This window comes from Streptomyces melanosporofaciens (genome assembly GCF_900105695.1).
In the GTDB taxonomy this organism is placed as follows: Bacteria; Actinomycetota; Actinomycetes; order Streptomycetales; family Streptomycetaceae; genus Streptomyces; species Streptomyces antimycoticus.
On sequence record NZ_FNST01000002.1, the window covers coordinates 1,047,783 to 1,067,352 of the forward strand.

Here is a 19,570-nt window from a genome sequence, read left to right on the forward strand (position 1 = left end):
CTCGCCCCCTTATGGTTACCGGTCATGTGGCCTGGACAGCAGCCGCCGGGGGGCGAGCAAAACCCGCAGCAGAATCCGTACCAGCAGCCGGAGCACCCGCAGCCGGGTCATCCGCCGCCTCCACCCCAGCCCCCGGGCTTCCCGCCCGCTCCCCCGCCGCCCGGCCCGGGCGGCGGGGGATGGGGTGGCGCTCCCGCCCCGGCGGACCCGCAGCGCAAGGCCGGGCTCACGGCCGTGGTGGCGGTGACGGTGGCCGCCGCGGTGGTCGCGGGCGTTCTCCTGATCACGGATGACGGCAAGGGCTCCCGGGGCGGCTCGTCGGACGATGTCGTCCAGGGCCCGCCGGGAGCGCCGGGCCCGGACGGCTCCGGTGGCTCACAGGGCCCGGGAAACCTCGTCACGCCCGCCCACAGCTCCGGTCCCGGCGGCACCACCGTGGTGATCGGCGAGGCCGATGCCGGGCACACCCTCGACGTCTACGAGGACCTGCGCTGCCCGCCGTGCGCCTCCTTCGACCAGGCGGTCGGGCCGACCATCGCCAAGGACATCAAAGCCGGCAAGTACAAGGTTTCGTTCCACTTCGCCGCCATCCTCGACAAGAGCATGGGCGGCAACGGCTCCGCGAACGCCCTGAGCGCCCTCGGGGCGGCGCTGGACGTGAGCACCGACGCCTTCCTCGACTACAAGGCCGCCCTGATGTCGCCGAAGAACCACCCCGAGGAGAGCAAGGACTCCTACGCCGACGACAACCAGCTGCTGACCGTCTCCCAGGAGGTGTACGCGCTCAAGACGAACGCCTCCTTCCGGGAGGCTCTGCGCGAGGGCACCTACGACCCCTGGGCGAAGAAGATGATCGCCGACTTCGACGCCTCCGGGGTGAACAGCACCCCGGCCGTCAAGCTCGACGGCTCCCAGCTGACCGGAAGCAGCGGCTCCACCCCGCTGACCGCGGCAGAGTTCACGGAAGCGGTGAACAAGCAGCTCAAGGGCGGTTAGCCGGCCGCCGGGGCCGATTCTTCACATGGTCCCTACAGCCGTTCATGGCAGAATTCGAAGTCATGGACGGCACCGGACCGCAGCTGAGGGCAGTGCGCGCGGCGCTCTTCACCGCGCTGTGCGTCATGCTGTCCTCGGCTTCGCATGTCCTGCTGTCGGCGGCCCCGCTGCCGCTGGGCACCGTCGCCGCGCTCTCGGTGGCCGTCTTCGCCGTCGCCTATGCCCTCGCGAGGCGGGAGCGGGGCTTTTGGTCCATAGCGGCCCTGCTGATCCCGCTGGAGCTGGCCGCCGACACGATCTTCACCACCGGCCAGCAGGCGTGTTACGGCCAGTCCGGCGGCCCCGTGGCGGGATCCCTGCGCTCCATGGGGGTCACCGTGCTGTGCGGCAGCGATCTCGGCAGTCCGCTGCCCGGGGTCTCGCAGCACGGCGTCGGCACCCCACTGGCGGCCGCGGTGAGCTCCGCCACCCCCTGGCTGCTGCTCGCCGCGCACGTCGCGGTGGGTCTGCTCGCCTCGGCCTGGCTGCGGCGCGGCGAGGCCGCCCTGAGCCGTCTGCTGGCCTCCCTGGCCGCCTTCGCCTTCCGGCCGCTGCTGCTGGCCGTCGCGGCCCACGCCGCGACCCTGCGGCCCCGTCGTCGCCCGGCCCCGCGATCCGTACGGCCGGTGCGCCCGGCGCCGGCGCTCCCTCTCCTCGTGCACTCCGTGGTGCGTCGCGGACCGCCCTGCTCGGCCACTGCCTGAGCACAGCGATCCACACCCCCGTACGCATCACTGACGACGCACACCCACGGAGATCGATCCATCATGAGCAACCGCAACAACCAGCAGAACAAGCAGGCCGCGCGCGAGCGGCTGCGCGCCGAGCGTGAGCGCCAGGCCAAGAGGGACCGGACGCGGCGCCAGCTGTTCGTCGGCGGCGCGGTCGTCGCGGTCCTCGCGATAGCCGGCGGCATCGGCTACGCCGTCACCAACATGGACTCGTCGGACGACGCCAACCAGAAGTGGCGGGCGGCGGCCGAGAAGAAGTCGTTCGCGAAGCCCGCCAACACCACCGGCTCCCAGGGCACGACGGTCGTCATCGGCGACAAGAAGGCCAAGAACACCCTGCACGTCTACGAGGACATGCGCTGCCCGGTCTGCGCCCAGTTCGAGAAGTTCACCGGCCCGACCGTGCTCAAGGACATCAAGGACGGCACCTACAAGGCGCAGTTCACCATGGGCACCTTCCTCGACGACAACAAGCAGATGCCCGGCGCCGGCTCGAAGAACGCGCTGAGCGCGCTCGGCGCGGCCCTCAACGTCAGCCCGCAGGCGTTCCTGGACTACAAGGAGGCGCTGTACGCGCCGAAGAACCACCCGCAGGAGACCGATGACGCCTTCGCGAACGACCAGAAGCTGATCGACGTCGCCCAGCAGGTCAAGGAGCTGAAGGGCAACACGGCCTTCGAGAAGGCCGTGAAGAACGGCACCTACGACCGGTGGGCGCTGGCCATGTCCAAGTCGTTCAACGACACCAAGGACGTCGACGCCACCCCGGCCTTCAAGATGAATGGGAAGAAGCTGCAGGTGGGCGAGAACCCGCCGATGACCCCGGACCAGTTCACCCCGCTCGTCGAGCAGAACCTCGAGAAGTAGCGTCCGGCCCCTCCCGGCCGAGTCGGCGGGCGTGCCCCTGGGGCGCGCCCGCCGACGGCGTTGTGGCCCGGCGGCGGTGGCGGTGACCGGGCGACGAGCGCGCCGGTGACCTGGCGGCGACGGGTGGGCGAACATCCCCCAAGCCCCTGTCCCCGCACACTACTTGTCAGTAATGTCCTCGGCCGTGACCGACCTCCACATCTCGCGCCGCAGCGCCGTCACGGCCGCGGCGGCTGCCGCCGCCCTGCTGCCCCTCGTCCCCGGACCCGCCGCCCACGCCGGCTCCGGGCCCGCCTTTCTGCACGGCATCGCCTCGGGTGACCCGCTGCCCGACGGGATCCTGCTGTGGACCCGTATCACGCCCGCCCCCGACGCCGTTCCCGGTTCGGGGCTCGGCCCGGCCATCGAGGTGACCTGGGAGGTCGCCGAGGACCGGGACTTCCGCTCGGTCGTCGCCCGCGGCACCGTCAAGGCCGCCGCCGGCACCGACCACACCGTCAAGGCCGATGTGCGTGGGCTGCGCCCCGCCACCGACTACTTCTACCGCTTCGGTGTGGACGGCGGCGTCCGCTCCCCCGTCGGGCGCACCCGCACCACCCCCGCGCACGACGCCGCGGCCGACGGGGTCCGCTTCGGCGTGGTCTCCTGCGCCAACTGGGAGGCGGGCTGGTTCTCCCCGTACCGCCATCTGGCCGCCCGTACCGACCTGGACGCGGTGCTCCATCTCGGCGACTACATCTACGAGTACAAGAGCGGCGAATACCCGGAGGCGAAGGACGTCGTCCGCCCGCACGCCCCCACCCATGAGATCGTCACGCTCGCCGACTACCGCGTCCGGCACGGGAACTACAAGACCGACCCCGACGCCCAGGCACTGCACGCCGCGCTCCCCGTGATCGCGATATGGGACGACCACGAGTTCGCCAACGACGCCTGGTCCGGCGGGGCGGAGAACCACACCCCCGGCACCGAGGGGGCGTGGGCCCAGCGGGTGGCCGCCGCCGAGCAGGCGTACTTCGAGTGGATGCCGGTGCGCCCCTCCACTCAGGGCACCTCCTACCGGCGGCTGCGCTACGGCACCCTCGCCGATCTCCATCTGCTCGATCTGCGCTCGTTCCGCTCCCAGCAGGCGGCCACCGGCAGCGGCGACGTGGACGACCCGGAGCGCACCCTGACCGGCCGCGCCCAGCTCGACTGGCTGAAGTCGGGCCTGACCGCCTCGGACACCACCTGGCGGCTGGTGGGCAACTCGGTGATGATCTCACCGGTCGCCTTCGGGGCCCTCCCCGCCGAGCTGCTGGGCCCCCTCGCCGAGCTGCTGGGGCTGCCCAAGGGCGGCCTGGCCATCAACACCGACCAATGGGACGGCTATACGGACGACCGGCGCGAGCTGCTCGCCCACCTCACCGACCACGCGATCGGCAACACGGTCTTCCTCACCGGTGACATCCATATGGCGTGGGCCAACGACGTACCGGTGAAGGCCGCCACCTATCCGCTCTCCCGGTCGGCCGCGACCGAGTTCGTGGTCACCTCGGTGACCTCGGACAACCTCGACGATCTGCTCCATGTGGCACCGCAGACGGTGTCCTTGGCCGCGGCCGCCGCGATCCGGGCCGCCAACCGCCATGTGAAGTGGGTGGACATGGACTCGCACGGCTACGGCGTGCTCGATGTCACACCCCAGCGGGCCCAGATGGACTACTACACCATCTCCGACAAGACCGATCGCAACGCCACGACCGCATGGGCGCGGTCGTACCGCACCCAGGCGGGCAGCCAGCGGGTCGAGCGCGCCGACGCACCCGTGCGCTGACGCACCGGTTCACCGACGGTTCACGGGCTCGGACGGTGCACGGGCTCAGAGGTCGGCCAGGAAGCCGAGCGCCACCCGCCAGGTGGCCTCGGCGGCCTCCTTGTCGTAGTCCGGGAGCTCGGGGTCGGTGAAGATGTGGCCGGCCCCGGCGTAGCGGAAGACCTCCACATCGGCGCCGGCCCGCCGCATCCGCAGATACCAGGCATTGAGCCAGTCGTGTGGCTCGAACGGGTCGGGGTCGGCCACATGGAGCTGCACCGGCAGCTCATCGACCGTGGTGTCGTCGGCGATGTCCGAAGTGCCGTGCAGCAGAAGCAGTCCGCGCGCCTTGTCGTCGGCCAGCGCAAGGTTCTGCGCCAGGGCGCCGCCGAGCGAGAAACCGGCGTAGACCAGCCCGCGGTCCGAGTACGGCGCGGCGGCGGTGATGGCCCGTTTCAGTAGCTCGTCGCGGCCGATCCGCTCCTTGATCACCATGCCGTCCTCGACGGTTTCGGCGGTCTGCCCCTCGTACAGGTCCGGCACGACCACCTCATGCCCGGCCGCGCGCAGTCGATCGGCCACCTCCTGTACGGCGGGCCGCAGCCCGTACGCGGAGTGGAACAGAACAATCGTCGAGGTATCGGCCACCGCTGTCACTTTCCTTTCCGTGGATCGCCCCCTCCCATCGTGCCAGTCCCGGTCTGAGGACACCGGATCCGGGGAAGGCGGGACAGGACACCCGGAGTCTCCCTGAGGGAAGGATGAGGTAGGTGTCCATGGAGGACGTGCTGCGTCCGCTCGTCGTCATCGGCGGCTCACTGGCCATCACGCTGTTCATCGGCTGGGCCGTCGACTGGCTGCTGCGGAGGGTCGATGCCCGGCACCCCGAGACCCCCTTGTGGGGCCATCTGCGGCGCTGCCGGCTTCCGCTGCAGGTGACCGTGTGCACGGCGCTGCTGAGCGGTTCGTACGACAAGACGCGGGCGAGGGTTGTCCAGGAGCATGAGTCGGCGATCGGCAGGCTGCTCGCGCTGGTGCTGATCGCGGCGACGGCGTGGCTCGTGGTACGGGTCTCGTCGGCCGTCGTGGAGTCCTCCTACTTCCGCTACGCCTCCAGCGCGCACGACGCCGCGCGGGTGCGCCGGGTGCGCACCCAGGTGACGCTGATCCAGCGGGTGGTGGCCGCGATCGTCGGCGTGGTGGCGGTCTCCGCCATGCTGCTGACCTTCCCGGCGATGCGCACGGTCGGCACCTCCATGCTGGCCTCCGCCGGGATCCTCGGTGTGGTCGCCGGTGTCGCCGCCCAGTCCACGCTGGGGAACCTCTTCGCGGGGCTGCAGATCGCCTTCGGCGACATGGTGCGGATCGGCGACACGGTGGTCGTCGACGGCGAGTGGGGCACGGTCGAGGAGATCACGCTGACCTTCCTGTCCGTACGGACCTGGGACGAGCGCCGGATCACCATGCCGGTGTCGTACTTCACCAACAAGCCGTTCGAGAACTGGTCGCGGGGCGGCACCCAGAAGGTGGCCACCGTCCTCTTCCACCTCGACCACACGGCGCCGATCGAGGAGATGCGGGAGCGGCTGCGCGAGATCGTGCAGAAGTCCCCGGCCTGGGACGGCCGGGACTGGAACCTGGTGGTGACGGACACCACCCCGAGCACCATCGTGGTGCGGGCGCTCATCACGGCGCGGGACCCGGACGACGCCTGGACCGTGCGCTGCGAGGTCCGCGAGAAGATCATCACGTGGCTGCGGGACGCCCATCCCCACGCTCTGCCGCGCATCGCCACCGCCCCGGCGGCCCAGCCCCCGCCGGCCCGGCCGGAACGCGAGCGGGGCCATGAGTTCCACGACCGCCACAGCGGTCACGACCGACTCGCCCGCTTCGAGGACGGGCTCCGTAAGGACACCCCGCGCACCCGGTGAGGGCGGCGGGGCGTCGGCAAGCCGCTACAACGGCCGTCGCATCGCGCGGTGCGGGATGCCGCTGCCCTCGTCGAACTCGGGGCCGAACGCCTCGTAGCCCAGCCGCTGGTAGAAGCCGAGCGCATGGGTCTGGGCCTCCAGATAGACCTCGGCCAGACCGCGCCGGTGGGCCTCCGCCTCGACAGCCCGGACCAGGTCGGCCCCCAGCCCCGTGCCCCGCGCCGCCTTGGCCACCGCGAGGCGGCCGAGCACGGCGGTGGTGGCGCCGTCGACACCGGCGTGGCCGTACTTCTTGTCCGCGGCGGCGCCGTGCAGAAAGCGCACGGTGCCCACCGGGCGGCCCTGACCGTCGGTGGCCAGGAGGTGGACGGCGTGCGCGTCGTACGCGTCCATCTCCTCCTCCTCGGGGATCCGCTGCTCCACCACGAAGACCTCCCGGCGGACCGCGAAGCAGCCGGACAGGTCCCCGTCGGTCATGACCTCGATCACGCGCTCTCGGCCCTCACGATGTCCAGCGCCCCGCGCAGATCGTCCGGGTAGGCGCTCTCGAACTCGACCCACTGGCCGTGCGCGGGGTGCTCGAAGCCGAGCCGCATGGCGTGCAGCCACTGCCGGGTCAGCTTCAGCCGCTTGGCGAGCGTCGGGTCCGCGCCGTAGGTGAGGTCGCCGACGCAGGGGTGGCGGTGGGCCGCCATATGCACCCGGATCTGGTGGGTGCGGCCGGTCTCCAGCTTGATGTCCAGCAGGCTCGCGGCCCGGAACGCCTCGATGAGGTCGTAGTGGGTGACGCTCGGCTTGCCGTCCGCCGTCACCGCCCACTTGTAGTCGTGCTGCGGATGGCGCCCGATCGGGGCGTCGATGGTGCCGCTCAGCGGGTCCGGATGGCCCTGGACCAGCGCGTGGTAGCGCTTGTCCACGGTGCGCTCGCGGAAGGCCTGCTTGAGGACGGAGTACGCGAGCTCGGACTTGGCGACGACCATGAGCCCGGAGGTGCCGACGTCCAGCCGGTGCACGATCCCCTGGCGCTCGGCGGCGCCCGAGGTGGAGACGCGGAAGCCGGCGGCCGCGAGCCCGCCGATCACGGTGGGGCCGGTCCAGCCGGGGCTGGGGTGGGCGGCGACGCCGACCGGCTTGGAGACGACCACGATGTCCTCGTCGTCGTGCACGATCTCCATGCCCTCGACGGGCTCGGCGACGACCCGCACCGGCGGCGCGGCCTGCGGCATCTCGACCTCGAGCCAGGCACCCCCGGAGACCCGGTCGGACTTCCCGGCGACGCTGCCGTCGAGCTGCACCTTTCCGGCGGCGGCCAGCTCGGCCGCCTTGGTCCGGGAGAAGCCGAACATGCGGGCGATAGCGGCGTCGACGCGCTCGCCCTCCAGACCGTCCGGTACGGGCAGGGTGCGGATCTCGGGAATCGTACTCACCCGACGAGTATGCCGGACCGCAAGCACCGGTTCGTACGCCCGTCGGATACCGACCGCCGGGAGCCGGTCAGTCCTTGTGGACCGTGCCGTCCGGGTCCAGCCCGCGGAAGGAGAGGATCACGATCAGGAAGCCGCCGCAGACGATGGCCGAGTCGGCGAGGTTGAAGACCGCGAAGTGGGAGGGGGCGATGAAGTCCACGACCGCCCCCTGGAAGTCCCCGGGCGCCCGGAAGATCCGGTCGGTGAGATTGCCGAACGCCCCGCCGAGCAGCAGACCGAGCGCGATGGCCCAGGGCAGACTGTGGAGCTTGCGGGCCAGCCGCGCGATCACCACGATGACGCCGACCGCGATCACCGTGAACACGATGGTCATGGCCTCGCCGAAGCCGAAGGCCGCCCCCCGGTTGCGGATCACCTCGAACTGCAGCCAGGTGCCGATCACCTCGACCGGAGCGTGGTGCTCCAGCTTCGCGACCACGGCCAGCTTGCTGACCAGATCGATCACATAGGCCAGCGCCGCGACCGTAAGGAGCACGCCGACGCGCCGCTTCCCCCTGCCCGCCGCGGCCTCATCGGCTCCGGCAGCGCTGGTCCCGGCACCCTCCTCTGCCTTCCCCGCATCCGGCGTACCGATGGCCTGCTCCGCCTCTGTCACGTGAGTCCCTCAACTCGTCCGGGCCAGTCTCCCCCTGTGAGGGACGAGGGTACGGCACATGCGTACGGGCGTCAGCGCCGCTCCTGGCGCTGCTTGCACTCGACGCACAGCGTGGCCCTGGGGAACGCCTGCATCCGGGCCTTGCCGATCGCATTGCCGCAGTTCTCGCACAGCCCGTAGGTGCCGGTATCCAGCCGATCCAGGGCCCGCTCGGTCTGCAGCAGCATCTCGCGGGCGTTTCCGGCCAGGGCCATCTCGTGCTCGCGGGTGATGTTCTTGGTGCCGGTGTCGGCCTGGTCGTCACCGGCACCGTCGCCGGAGTCGCGCATCAGCCCGGTGATCGCCTGCTCGGAGGCGAGGATCTCGGTGCGCAGCCGGCCGGCCTCGGTCAGCAGCCCGGCGCGCGCCTCGTCCACCTCCTCGGCGGACCAGGGGTCCTCGCCCGGGCGGACCGCGAGCTCGCTGGGGTCGACCGGCGCGCCCGCCGCACGGGCCTTGGGCAAGGGGGGTGCCGTCGTCGTGGCCTTCTTGTCGGTCGGCGCACCACCCGGAGTCTTCTTCGCAACCACTTTCCTGGCTCCCGTCTTCTTCGCGGGCACCGCCTTGTCGGCGGGCGCGGCCTTCCTGGCCGTGGTCTTACCGGCCGTGGCCCCGGCCACGGTCTCCCCGGCCACGCCCTCCTCGGTGGGCGCGACCGTCTTGGCGGATGCGTGCTTCCTGGTGGGCGTCTCCGAGTTCTTCCCCGGGGCGCTCTTCTTGGCCGCCTTGGCGGCGCCTTGCGCGGCGGCTCCGGCGGGGGCCGCGGTCTTGTTGTTGACGGCCTTCTTGCCCGAGGCGCTCTTCTTGCCGGGCGCGGCCTTCGTCGCCTTCGCCGTGCTCTTCTGCACGGCGGTCTTTCTCGCCACCATGGCCGCGGCCCCTTCACATATTGTGATCTTGCGCGCGAATCGTTCCGGAACGATAAATCGACTCCGGGCGGGCGGCAACGGGGCACGCCGCCCGATTCGCCCGGCTTGCCCGTACGACAACCCGGTCCCCACCTTTGTGCCCCACTCCGCGTCCGGTAATCCGTCCGGAATCCGGCACCCACCGGTGACCCAGCGTGACGACCGCGGCCACGACACCCGGCGTATCGCCATTCGGGTCAATCCCCGGAGCCGGCCGTCCCCCACTCGGCGCAGTGCGGTATTCGGTCGGCCCCGGTCCCCCCGGCCCCGTACACTGGGGCGCAGCGAGAGGCGTGGATGGGGACGAGTAGCGTCGTAGGCGGCCCAGAGCGACCCGGGGACGGTGTGAGCCCGGGGGCGAGCGCGATGTGAAGGATCACCCCGGAGCCGCCGGAAGAACGCCCGCACTGGGTCAGTAGAACCGGCATCGCGATCCCAATGAGGGGGCCGGGAGCCGACCAGCTACCGGTCAAGGAGGGTGGTACCGCGGGAGCGCACGGCTCTCGTCCCTCCGACGGAAACGGAAGAGCACGTGTCCGCCGGAGGAAGAAGAGCCCCGATGACGCCGCAGTACCGCCAGGTGCCCGCCCAGGTCGACCTGCCCGCCCTCGAGCACGCCGTGCTCGACTTCTGGCGGGAGAACAAGATCTTCTCCCGTAGCCTCGAGCAGTCCGAGGGACGGCCCGAGTGGGTCTTCTACGAGGGCCCCCCGACCGCGAACGGCATGCCGGGCGCCCACCACATCGAGGCCCGCGTCTTCAAGGACGTCTTCCCGCGCTTCCGCACCATGCGCGGCTACCACGTCGACCGTAAGGCGGGCTGGGACTGCCACGGCCTGCCGGTCGAGCTGGCGGTCGAGAAGGAGCTGGGCTTCAACGGCAAGAAGGACATCGAGGCGTACGGCATCGCCGAGTTCAACGCCAAGTGCCGGGAGTCCGTCACCCGGCACACCGACGCCTTCGCCGAGCTCACCACGCGGATGGGCTTCTGGACCGACCTCGACGGCGCGTACTGGACCATGAACCCCGGCTATATCGAATCGGTGTGGTGGTCCCTGAAGGAGATCTTCAACAAGGGGCTGCTGGTCCAGGACCACCGGGTCGCCCCCTGGTGCCCGCGCTGCGGCACCGGGCTCTCCGACCACGAGCTGGCCCAGGGCTATGAGACGGTCGTCGACCCCTCGGTCTTCGTCCGCTTCCCGCTGACCTCGGGCCCGCTGGCGGGCGAGGCGGCGCTGCTGGTGTGGACGACCACGCCGTGGACCCTGGTCTCCAACACCGCCGTGGCCGCGCATCCGGAGGTGCGCTATGTGGTCGCCACCGACGGCGAGGAGAAGCTGGTCGTCGCCGAGCCGCTGGTCGGGCAGGCGCTGGGCGAGGGCTGGGCCGTCATCGGGGAGTCCTTCACCGGGGCCGAGATGGAGCGCTGGACCTATCGGCGCCCCTTCGAGCTGGTGGAGATCCCCGACGCGCACTACGTCGTCAACGCCGAGTATGTGACGACCGAGGACGGCACCGGTCTGGTCCACCAGTCCCCCGCCTTCGGCGAGGACGACCTGCTGACCTGCCGTGCCTACGGTCTGCCGGTGGTCAACCCGGTCCGGCCCGACGGCACCTTCGAAGAGGGTCTGGACCTGATCGGCGGCCAGTTCTTCAAGAAGGCCGACGAGGCGCTCACGGCGGACCTCAAGGAGCGCGGGCTGCTGTTCCGGCATGTGCCGTACGAGCACAGCTACCCGCACTGCTGGCGCTGCCACACCGCGCTGCTCTACTACGCCCAGCCGTCCTGGTACATCCGCACCACCGCGATCAAGGACGCGCTGCTGCGGGAGAACGAGAAGACCAACTGGTATCCCGAGTCGGTCAAGACCGGTCGCTATGGCGACTGGCTCAATAACAACATCGACTGGGCGCTGTCGCGCAACCGCTACTGGGGCACCCCGCTGCCCATCTGGCGCTGCGCCGAGTCCCATCTCACCTGCGTCGGCTCCCTCGCCGAGCTCTCCGAGCTGACCGGCACCGACCAGAGCGGTCTGGACCCGCACCGGCCGTACATCGACGACATCACCTTCACCTGCACCGCCGACGGCTGCTCGCTGACGGCCGAGCGGGTGCCCGAGGTCATCGACGCCTGGTACGACTCGGGCTCGATGCCGTTCGCGCAGTACGGCTACCCGTACCGGAACAAGGAGCTCTTCGAGAGCCGCTACCCCGCGCAGTTCATCTCCGAGGCCATCGACCAGACCCGCGGCTGGTTCTACACGCTGATGGCGGTCGGCACGCTCGTCTTCGACAAGTCCTCGTACGAGAACGTGGTCTGCCTCGGTCACATCCTGGCCGAGGACGGCCGCAAGATGTCCAAGCACCTGGGCAACATCCTTCAGCCGATCCCGCTGATGGATCAGCACGGCGCGGACGCGGTGCGCTGGTTCATGGCCGCGGGCGGCTCGCCGTGGGCGGCCCGGCGGGTGGGCCACGGCACCATCCAGGAGGTCGTGCGCAAGACGCTGCTCACCTACTGGAACACGGTCGCCTTCCAGGCGCTGTACGCCCGCACCTCGGGCTGGGCGCCGTCCGCGGCCGACCCGGCCCCGGCCGAGCGGCCGCTGCTGGACCGCTGGCTGCTGGGCGAACTGGGCACGCTCACCGAGCAGGTCACCGAGTCCCTGGAGGCGTACGACACCCAGCGCGCCGGAAAGCTGCTGTCGGCCTTCGTCGACGATCTGTCCAACTGGTACGTGCGCCGCTCCCGCCGCCGCTTCTGGCAGGGCGACGCCGCCGCGCTGCGCACCCTGCACGATGTCATCGAGACGGTCACCCGGCTGATGGCGCCCCTGGTGCCCTTCATCACCGAGCGGGTCTGGCAGGACCTGGTCGTCCCGGTGGTCCCGGAGGCCCCCGCCTCCGTGCACCTGACCACCTGGCCGGAGCCGGACCGGTCGATGATCGACCCGGCCCTCTCGGCCCAGATGGCGCTGGTGCGGCGCCTGGTGGAGCTGGGGCGCGCGACCCGCGCGGAGTCCGGTGTGAAGACGCGCCAGCCGCTCTCGCGCGCGCTGGTCGCCGCGGCCGGCTTCGAAACCCTCGGCGCCGAACTGCGCGCCCAGATCGAGGAGGAGCTGAACGTCTCCTCGCTCGCGTCGCTGAGCGAGGTCGGCGGCTCGCTGGTCGACACGACCGCGAAGGCCAACTTCCGGGCCCTGGGCAAGCGATTCGGCAAGGGCACCCAGCCGGTCGCCAAGGCGATCGCGGAGGCGGAGGCGGCCGCGCTGTCGGTCGCGCTGCGCGAGGGGAACGCGTCGGTCGTGGTGGACGGCGAGACGGTGGCCCTCTCCCCCGACGAGGTCATCATCACCGAGACCCCGCGCGAGGGCTGGTCGGTCGCCTCCGACGCGGGCGCCACGGTCGCCCTCGACCTGGAGATCACCCCGGAGCTGCGCCGCGCGGGTCTCGCGCGTGACGCGATCCGGCTGATCCAGGAGGCCCGTAAGAACAGCGGGCTGGACGTGGCCGACCGGATCGCGCTGCGGTGGGAGACGGCGGACGAGGAACTGCGGCAGGCGCTCACGGATCACGCGGGGCTGATCGCGGATGAGGTCCTCGCGACCGACTTCGCCACGGGCGAGGCCGACGCCGCGTACGGCACCCCCTTCGAGGACGCCCCCCTGGGCCTGACCTTCCGCCTCCGCAAGGCGTAAGGCTCGGGCGGGGGTTGTGTTCCCCTACCCGCCCCTTCCCGTAACCGGGGCTCCGCCCCGGACCCCGGTCCTCAATCGCCGGACGGGCTGAAGATCAGCCCGTCCGGCGATTGAGGACACGCCCGAAGGGCGTCCGGGGTCAGGGGCGAAGCCCCTGGTTCGGGAAGGGGCGGGTAGGGGAAAGCCCCCCAGCACCTCATCCGCACAGCAAAGGGCCGGGCCCCAGGAGTCTGCTCCTGGGGCCCGGCCCTTGTGATTGCCGAACGCTCCGCGCTAGACGGCCCGCGTCAGTTGTCGTCCTCGTCGATGAGGAAGCCCCGCATCGGGCTGGGCGCCTGCTGCATCGGCTGCGGACTCTGCGGCCGCACCGGTGCCATCGGCTGGGTCATCGCGGGAGACATCTGCTGCTGCCCACCGTAGGACGGCGCTCCGCCGTTCTGGTTGTGGCCGCCCATGGTCTGGTTGCCACCCATGGTGTGGCCGCCCATCGAGCCGGCGCCGGCCGAGGCCATGGAGCCGCTCATCGACGGGGACGGCGGCAGCGAGGCGGTCGCCGGGGTACGCGGCGGGGCGAGCGAGTCGTCGGCCTGGTTCTCCAGCTGGCGCAGCTGGCTCTCCAGGTACGACTTCAGCCGCGTGCGGTACTCGCGCTCGAAGCCGCGCAGGTCCTCGACCTTGCGCTCGAGCGTGGCACGAGCGGACTCCAAGGAGCCCATCGCGACACGGTGCTTCTCCTGCGCGTCCCGCTCCAGCGCGTCGGCCTTGGCGCGGGCATCCCGCTCCAGGCCCTCGGCGCGGCTACGGGCCTCGCCGACGATCTTGTTGGCCTCGGAACGGGCCTCCGCGATCGCCTGGTCGGCGGTCTGCTGCGCGAGCGAGAGCACGCGCGCGGCGCTGTCGCCGCCCGGGCCCTGGCCCGGCTGGGGCAGCTGCGGGCCACCGGGGCCGCCAGGACCACCGGGACCGCCCATCGGGCCACCCATGGGACCGCCGGGACCCATGGGGCCGTTCTGCCCCATCGGACCGTTCTGGCCCATCGGACCGTTCTGGCCCATGGGGCCGGGTCCGCCCTGCTGCATCGGGCCAGGCCCGCCCTGCTGCATCGGACCGGGTCCGCCCTGCTGCATCGGTCCGGGGCCGTTCTGGCCCATCGGACCCGCCGGCAGCTGCGGGGCTCCGCCCGGGAGTTGGGGCGGACCACCCATCTGCTGCTGGCCGGGCGGCACCGGCTGCGGTCCGGATATGGCGGCGGGCACAGGTGCGCCGGGCCTCTCCTGCTGTTCGGGAGGCTTGCGCATACCTTGTTGCTGACTCTGGGCGGCGGCACGGGTCGCCGCGGCCAGCTTGGCACGCAGGTCCTCGTTCTCCCGTAGCAGCCGGGTCAGTTCGGCTTCGACCTCGTCGAGGAAGGCATCGACCTCGTCCTCGTCATAGCCTTCTCGGAGGCGGACGGTCGTGAACTGCTTGTTCCGCACGTCCTCGGGGGTCAACGGCATCTCTACTTCACCTCAACGTAGTCGTCGGCAATCGGCAAGACCGTATCGTTCACACCCTGCTCGCAAAATTGCTCACGACGGTGATCAGGATCCAGACGATGATCATCAGCACGAAGAAGGACAGGTCGAGCGCCACACCCCCGAGACGCAGCGGCGGAATGAACCGCCGCAGCAGCTTGAGTGGCGGATCGGTGACAGTGTAGGTGGCCTCGAGGATGACCACCATCGCCCTACCGGGTTGCCACGAGCGCGCGAACTGGAAGACATAGTCCATCACGAGCCTGAAGATCAGCACGATCAGGTAGCAGTAGAGCGCGATGTAGATCACCTGTAGTGCGATGCCCATCCCGCGCGTCCCTCTCCCCTGGTTCGTACTCGGCCTTTCGGCCTCGGATGACTCGGTGTTGCCGGTTTGCCGTTTTTGCGTCTCAGCTCTGGTTGAAGAACCCGCCCTCTGCGATACGGGCCTTGTCCTCCGCCGTGACATCGACGTTAGCAGGAGACAACAGGAACACCTTCTGCGTCACCCGCTCAATGCTCCCATGGAGACCGAACACCAGACCGGCGGCAAAGTCGACAAGTCGCTTCGCATCCGTGTCGTCCATCTCCGTCAGATTCATGATCACGGGAGTGCCCTCACGGAAGTGTTCCCCGATAGTACGGGCCTCGTTGTAGGTCCGGGGGTGCAGTGTGGTGATGCGGTACGGCTCCCGCTCGGACACAACCTTGGGCATGATCACTGGCGCGTTCTTCTCCAAGTTCTGACGTTCAGGTGTGATGGACGCCACGGGGGCAATTCGCGCGGGTCGCCCGGTTTCCACCGCAAGAGGAGCCGGTTCACGTTGTGCGGGAGGGTGGACGACTCGCACAGATTCGCCCCTTTCCGGCCGCGGTTCGGTCTCCACTACCTGATGCCGCCGACGGTCCCGCTCCCGTTCGGGCTCCGGCTCGGGCTCGAAGTCGTCGTCGGGGTCGAATCCCCGGCCGTCGTACCCATCGTCCTCCACGAGGCCGAGGTAGACCGCCATCTTGCGCATCGCGCCGGCCATTCTCTGCGTCCTCCGCTCTGTGGTGGATCGGCTCCGCCACCGGATGCCATGGATCCACGTGGCCAGCCCGTCTTTTGACGGGAATGACCATATTTTCTGCTGTGGTCCGACTTCTTCGCGACGTTACCGGAGGCTGGGTCGGACTCCGAGTACCGCAGTGCCGACGCGCACATGTGTCGCTCCCGCCGCCACGGCTTCCTCGAGGTCCGAGCTCATCCCCGCCGAGACCATGTTCGCAGCAGGATGAGCCACGCGCAGGCGGGATGAGATTTCCATCAGCCGGTCGAACGCCGCCCGCGGCCGCCCCTCGTAGGGGCCCGTCAGCGGGGCGACGGTCATCAGTCCGTCGAGTCGGAGTCCTTCGGCCTCGGCGACGGACTCCGCGAGCAGTTCCACTCCGCCCGGTCCCACGCCCCCGCGCGCTCCCCGTTCATCGGAGTCCGCGTCGAGCGCGACCTGAATCAGGACGCCCATCTCCCGCGCGGCCCCCACAGCCGCACGGGAGAGCGCGTCGACCAATCGCTTACGATCGACAGATTGCACCACATCGGCATAACTGGATACGGAACGCACCTTATTGGTCTGCAATTGCCCGACAAAGTGCCAGATCAACGGCAGATCCGCGCATTCCGCGGCTTTGGGGGCGGCTTCCTGATCGCGGTTCTCGGCGACATGCCGTACGCCGAGTTCCGCGAGCAAACGGACATCGCTCGCCGGATAGGTCTTGGTGACCACGATCAGGGTCACCTCTTCGCGCTTGCGACCGGCCTCGGCACAGGCGGCAGAGATACGTTCCGTCACCCGGGCCAGATTCGCGGCCAGTTCCGTCTTGCGATCCGTCACAGCTCAGCCGCCCAACCAGACGTAGCTCGCGAGCCGCCCCGTGGTGTGCTCGCGCCGGTACGAGAAGTGGTCCGCCGACTCCAGGGTGCAGATGTGAGATTGTCCATCCTTCTCGTCCAACCGCACACCGGCACGGGCCAGTTGGGCCCGCACACCGGCCGCCACATCCACCGCCGGGGTACCCCACCTGGTCTCTGCCCACGCCTCCGGCACCGTCTGCGCGACATCGGCGCGCATCTCCGCGGGAACCTCGTAGCAGCGGCCGCAGACCGCGGGGCCGGTGCGGGCGACGATCCGGGCGGTCTCGGCGCCCTGTTCGGTCATCGCCCTGACCACCGCCGGGACCACTCCGGCGACCAGTCCCGGCCGGCCCGCGTGGGCGGCGCCGACGACCCCGGCCACCGGATCGGCCAGCAGTACCGGGGTGCAGTCGGCGGTGAGGACGGCCAGGGCGAGCCCCGGACGCCGCGTCACCACCGCGTCCACCGCCGGAATCTCATCGTCCGACCACGGTCCGTCGACCACCGCGACGTCCCGGCCGTGCACCTGGTTCATCCATACGACGGCCGCCGGGTCCAGGCCCACCGCCTTGGCGGCCAGTTCGCGGTTGGTCCGTACGGCCTGGGGGTCGTCGCCGACCGCCCCGCCGAGATTGAGCTCGTCATACGGAGCGGCGCTCACCCCGCCCCACCGATCGGTGAAGGCGAAGTGCGCGCCGCTCGCGTCGTGCTGTTGCGCTATCACGTCTGATTCACTTCAAAGTCGCCGTCGAGCCATGCCGGACGGCTCACTTCAGGAAGTCCGGGACGTCCAGCTCCTCGGCCTGGCTCTCCGGGTACGGACGGGCCGGCGGGACCTGGGGGTGCGGGCTGGGCACCGGGGGCGGCGGCACCTCGGCGACCGGAGCCGGGTCCGCCGGGGCGGACTCCTCCTCGCGCGGGGTGACGCTGCCGAGCCCGCCGAAGGACGGGCGGCTGTTGTCCTGGCCGGACGGGCGGCTCGAGGAGCTGCCCGATCCCTCCTCGCGGCTGCCGCTGTAGGAACCCAGCACCTTGTCGCGGTTCTTGGCGGGCGGCTGACCGCCGTCGAAGCCGGCCGCGATCACGGTGACCCGGACCTCGTCGCCGAGCGCGTCGTCGATCACCGCGCCGAAGATGATGTTGGCCTCGGGGTGGGCGGCCTCGCTCACCAGCTGGGCGGCCTCGTTGATCTCGAACAGACCGAGGTCGGAACCGCCGGAGATGGAGAGCAGCACGCCCCGGGCGCCGTCGATGGACGCCTCCAGCAGCGGCGAGGAGATCGCCATCTCGGCCGCGGCCACCGCGCGGTCGTCACCGCGGGCCGAGCCGATGCCCATGAGCGCCGATCCGGCCTCGGACATCACGGACTTGACGTCCGCGAAGTCGAGGTTGATCAGACCCGGGGTGGTGATCAGATCGGTGATGCCCTGAACACCCGACAGCAGCACCTGGTCGGCCGACTTGAACGCGTCGAGCACGCTCACCTGGCGGTCCGAAATGGACAGCAGCCGGTCGTTCGGGATCACGATGAGGGTATCGACCTCGTCCCGCAGACCCGCGATGCCGTCCTCGGCCTGATTGGCGCGGCGGCGGCCCTCGAAGGTGAACGGGCGGGTGACCACACCGATCGTCAGGGCGCCCAGCGAACGCGCGATATTGGCGACCACCGGCGCACCGCCGGTGCCCGTGCCACCGCCCTCGCCCGCGGTCACGAAGACCATGTCGGCCCCCTTGAGGACCTCCTCGATCTCCTCACGGTGGTCCTCGGCGGCCTTACGGCCGACATCCGGGTTGGCGCCGGCTCCAAGGCCCCGGGTGAGCTCACGGCCGACGTCGAGTTTGACGTCCGCGTCACTCATCAGCAGGGCCTGCGCATCGGTGTTGATCGCGATGAACTCGACGCCCTTGAGCCCGACCTCGATCATCCGGTTGATGGCATTCACGCCACCGCCGCCGATGCCGACGACCTTGATGACTGCGAGGTAGTTCTGCGGTGCTGCCACGTCGAAGGCCTCTCGCCTCGAGTTACGTGTCGCCACCCCGCCGTTGCCGCGGTGCGCCGACTGATGCCGAATGGGACGGTTCCGATTGCCGACCCCAACCCTAACGCTGAAGTTTAGGGTTACCAGTGCCTCTGTTTCCCGGACTCTTCGGAACAGGACACTAAGTCGACAAGTGGCGCGCGTTCAATGAACACGCCGAACCTCCCGCTTTTCTTTTCACCCTATGTGATCACCCAGTGGGCTAGCCAACCAGGGTGCTGGCCTGCCGCTATCAGGTCAACTGCGAGACACCGCGGGGGCGCTCGGCGCACTGACGTCGAAGTGGTCCGCATCCGGCTGCGCTTTCATCAGTGCGGTGAGCGTCTTCGCCTTCACCTCGCCTCGCTCTCCGCTCCCCCAGGTGATGGTACGGCCTCCGGTCAGCTCCAGGGTGATCGAATCGTACGAGCGGACCCGGAGGGAACGGGTGTCCTGGCGGACCTTCTCGGGGAGTTGGGTGACCACCCGGACCGCCTCGCGGCGCAGTCCGGCGGGGCCGAAATGGCGCGAACTCGGCGACCGGTCCGGCTCCATTTCCAGCACCGGAACCCCCTTCGGACGCTTGCTCACGGTGGAGAACCGGACTCCCGCGGCGTCCACTTCATGGAACTTCCCGCCCTCTTCGACAATGGCTTCGGGCCTGCGTTCCGTCACTACCAGACTGATGGTGTGCGGCCATGACCGGGATACGTCCACTTTTGCAATCCGCGGCAGCCGCTCGCGCAACCGGTGTTCGATCGCGGCCGTGTCCACCGCGACCATCGGGGTGTTCAGCGGAACGTCGGCGGCGGAGCGCACCTCCTCGGCGGTGAGGACGCCGGCGCCGGCGACCCGCACCCGCTCGGCCCGCAGCCAGCTCGAGCCGTACAGCAGCCAGACCGCTCCGGCGCCGAGCAGGGTCACCGCCACCGCCATCACCACCAGGGGGCGGCGGCCGGGCAGCCGGAACCTGCGGCGCGCCCGGAGGAAGCGTGGGGGCGGGCCGGACGGAGTCGTCCCTCGTGCGCCGCGCTCGGCGGTCGACGGTCCGGCCAC

Annotated in this window: 18 protein-coding genes; 6 read left to right on the plus strand and 12 right to left on the minus strand. The window is 70.3% G+C overall.

Features of this window, described 5'->3' with window-relative positions:
• Nucleotides 1-24 precede the first annotated feature (24 nt).
• The 4 genes from BLV72_RS51020 (at nucleotide 25) to BLV72_RS07325 (ending at nucleotide 4,449) form a co-directional block, all read left to right on the plus strand.
• A complete protein-coding gene (locus BLV72_RS51020) occupies nucleotides 25-996 on the plus strand; it encodes a thioredoxin domain-containing protein (RefSeq protein ID WP_143059764.1) in 972 nt (323 codons plus the stop codon).
• Between the two features lie 62 nt (nucleotides 997-1,058).
• Entirely contained in the window at nucleotides 1,059-1,739 is a 681-nt protein-coding gene (locus BLV72_RS07315; RefSeq protein ID WP_167746565.1) for a hypothetical protein, read from the plus strand.
• A 63-nt stretch (nucleotides 1,740-1,802) separates the two neighbouring features.
• Entirely contained in the window at nucleotides 1,803-2,633 is an 831-nt protein-coding gene (locus BLV72_RS07320) for a thioredoxin domain-containing protein (protein WP_093461077.1), read from the plus strand.
• Nucleotides 2,634-2,805: 172 nt separating this feature from the next.
• A complete protein-coding gene (locus BLV72_RS07325) occupies nucleotides 2,806-4,449 on the plus strand; it encodes an alkaline phosphatase D family protein (protein WP_208905569.1) in 1,644 nt (547 codons plus the stop codon).
• A gap of 45 nt (nucleotides 4,450-4,494) precedes the next feature.
• Here the strand turns inward: BLV72_RS07325 and BLV72_RS07330 are convergent, their stop codons facing one another.
• The gene (locus BLV72_RS07330; protein ID WP_093461081.1) at nucleotides 4,495-5,085 is read right to left on the minus strand and encodes a dienelactone hydrolase family protein; all 591 of its coding nucleotides are present in this window, start codon (nucleotides 5,083-5,085) and stop codon (nucleotides 4,495-4,497) included.
• 119 nt (nucleotides 5,086-5,204) lie between these two features.
• Here BLV72_RS07330 and BLV72_RS07335 point away from each other — a divergent pair, with 119 nt between their 5' ends.
• Nucleotides 5,205-6,359, plus strand: coding sequence for a mechanosensitive ion channel family protein (locus tag BLV72_RS07335; protein ID WP_093461083.1), 1,155 nt, complete (start codon nucleotides 5,205-5,207; stop codon nucleotides 6,357-6,359).
• A 24-nt stretch (nucleotides 6,360-6,383) separates the two neighbouring features.
• Here the strand turns inward: BLV72_RS07335 and BLV72_RS07340 are convergent, their stop codons facing one another.
• The 4 genes from BLV72_RS07340 to BLV72_RS07355 form a co-directional block, all read right to left on the minus strand.
• Nucleotides 6,384-6,836 carry a GNAT family N-acetyltransferase gene (locus BLV72_RS07340; protein ID WP_093470223.1) on the minus strand — a complete coding sequence of 151 codons (453 nt, stop codon included), beginning with the start codon at nucleotides 6,834-6,836 and terminating at the stop codon, nucleotides 6,384-6,386.
• A gap of 8 nt (nucleotides 6,837-6,844) precedes the next feature.
• The gene (locus tag BLV72_RS07345; RefSeq protein WP_059143467.1) at nucleotides 6,845-7,786 is read right to left on the minus strand and encodes an RluA family pseudouridine synthase; all 942 of its coding nucleotides are present in this window, start codon (nucleotides 7,784-7,786) and stop codon (nucleotides 6,845-6,847) included.
• 67 nt (nucleotides 7,787-7,853) lie between these two features.
• A complete protein-coding gene (lspA, locus tag BLV72_RS07350) occupies nucleotides 7,854-8,441 on the minus strand; it encodes a signal peptidase II (protein WP_093461086.1) in 588 nt (195 codons plus the stop codon).
• 71 nt (nucleotides 8,442-8,512) lie between these two features.
• Nucleotides 8,513-9,349: a TraR/DksA family transcriptional regulator gene (locus tag BLV72_RS07355; protein WP_093461087.1), complete on the minus strand. Its 837-nt coding sequence runs from the start codon at nucleotides 9,347-9,349 to the stop codon at nucleotides 8,513-8,515.
• 598 nt (nucleotides 9,350-9,947) lie between these two features.
• Here BLV72_RS07355 and ileS point away from each other — a divergent pair.
• Nucleotides 9,948-13,085, plus strand: a complete 3,138-nt coding sequence (ileS, locus tag BLV72_RS07360; RefSeq protein WP_093461089.1) for an isoleucine--tRNA ligase — start codon at nucleotides 9,948-9,950, stop codon at nucleotides 13,083-13,085.
• A 287-nt stretch (nucleotides 13,086-13,372) separates the two neighbouring features.
• On the opposite strand, the gene BLV72_RS07365 is transcribed toward ileS, so the two are convergent.
• The 7 genes from BLV72_RS07365 to BLV72_RS07395 all read right to left on the minus strand — a co-directional run bounded on the left by BLV72_RS07365 (nucleotide 13,373) and on the right by BLV72_RS07395 (nucleotide 19,570).
• Nucleotides 13,373-14,581, minus strand: coding sequence for a DivIVA domain-containing protein (locus BLV72_RS07365; RefSeq protein ID WP_093461090.1), 1,209 nt, complete (start codon nucleotides 14,579-14,581; stop codon nucleotides 13,373-13,375).
• A gap of 49 nt (nucleotides 14,582-14,630) precedes the next feature.
• Nucleotides 14,631-14,927, minus strand: a complete 297-nt coding sequence (locus tag BLV72_RS07370) for a YggT family protein (protein WP_014060001.1) — start codon at nucleotides 14,925-14,927, stop codon at nucleotides 14,631-14,633.
• 82 nt (nucleotides 14,928-15,009) lie between these two features.
• Nucleotides 15,010-15,630, minus strand: coding sequence for a cell division protein SepF (locus tag BLV72_RS07375; protein WP_014060002.1), 621 nt, complete (start codon nucleotides 15,628-15,630; stop codon nucleotides 15,010-15,012).
• Between the two features lie 123 nt (nucleotides 15,631-15,753).
• Nucleotides 15,754-16,473 (minus strand): YggS family pyridoxal phosphate-dependent enzyme, encoded by a 720-nt coding sequence (locus BLV72_RS07380; RefSeq protein WP_093461092.1) that lies wholly within the window; start codon nucleotides 16,471-16,473, stop codon nucleotides 15,754-15,756.
• Nucleotides 16,474-16,476: 3 nt separating this feature from the next.
• Complete coding sequence (pgeF, locus tag BLV72_RS07385; protein WP_093461093.1) at nucleotides 16,477-17,217, minus strand: peptidoglycan editing factor PgeF; 741 nt, start codon at nucleotides 17,215-17,217, stop codon at nucleotides 16,477-16,479.
• 43 nt (nucleotides 17,218-17,260) lie between these two features.
• Nucleotides 17,261-18,496 carry a cell division protein FtsZ gene (ftsZ, locus tag BLV72_RS07390; protein WP_093461095.1) on the minus strand — a complete coding sequence of 412 codons (1,236 nt, stop codon included), beginning with the start codon at nucleotides 18,494-18,496 and terminating at the stop codon, nucleotides 17,261-17,263.
• A 276-nt stretch (nucleotides 18,497-18,772) separates the two neighbouring features.
• On the minus strand, nucleotides 18,773-19,570 hold the full coding sequence (locus tag BLV72_RS07395; RefSeq protein ID WP_093461096.1) for a cell division protein FtsQ/DivIB: 798 nt from the start codon (nucleotides 19,568-19,570) through the stop codon (nucleotides 18,773-18,775).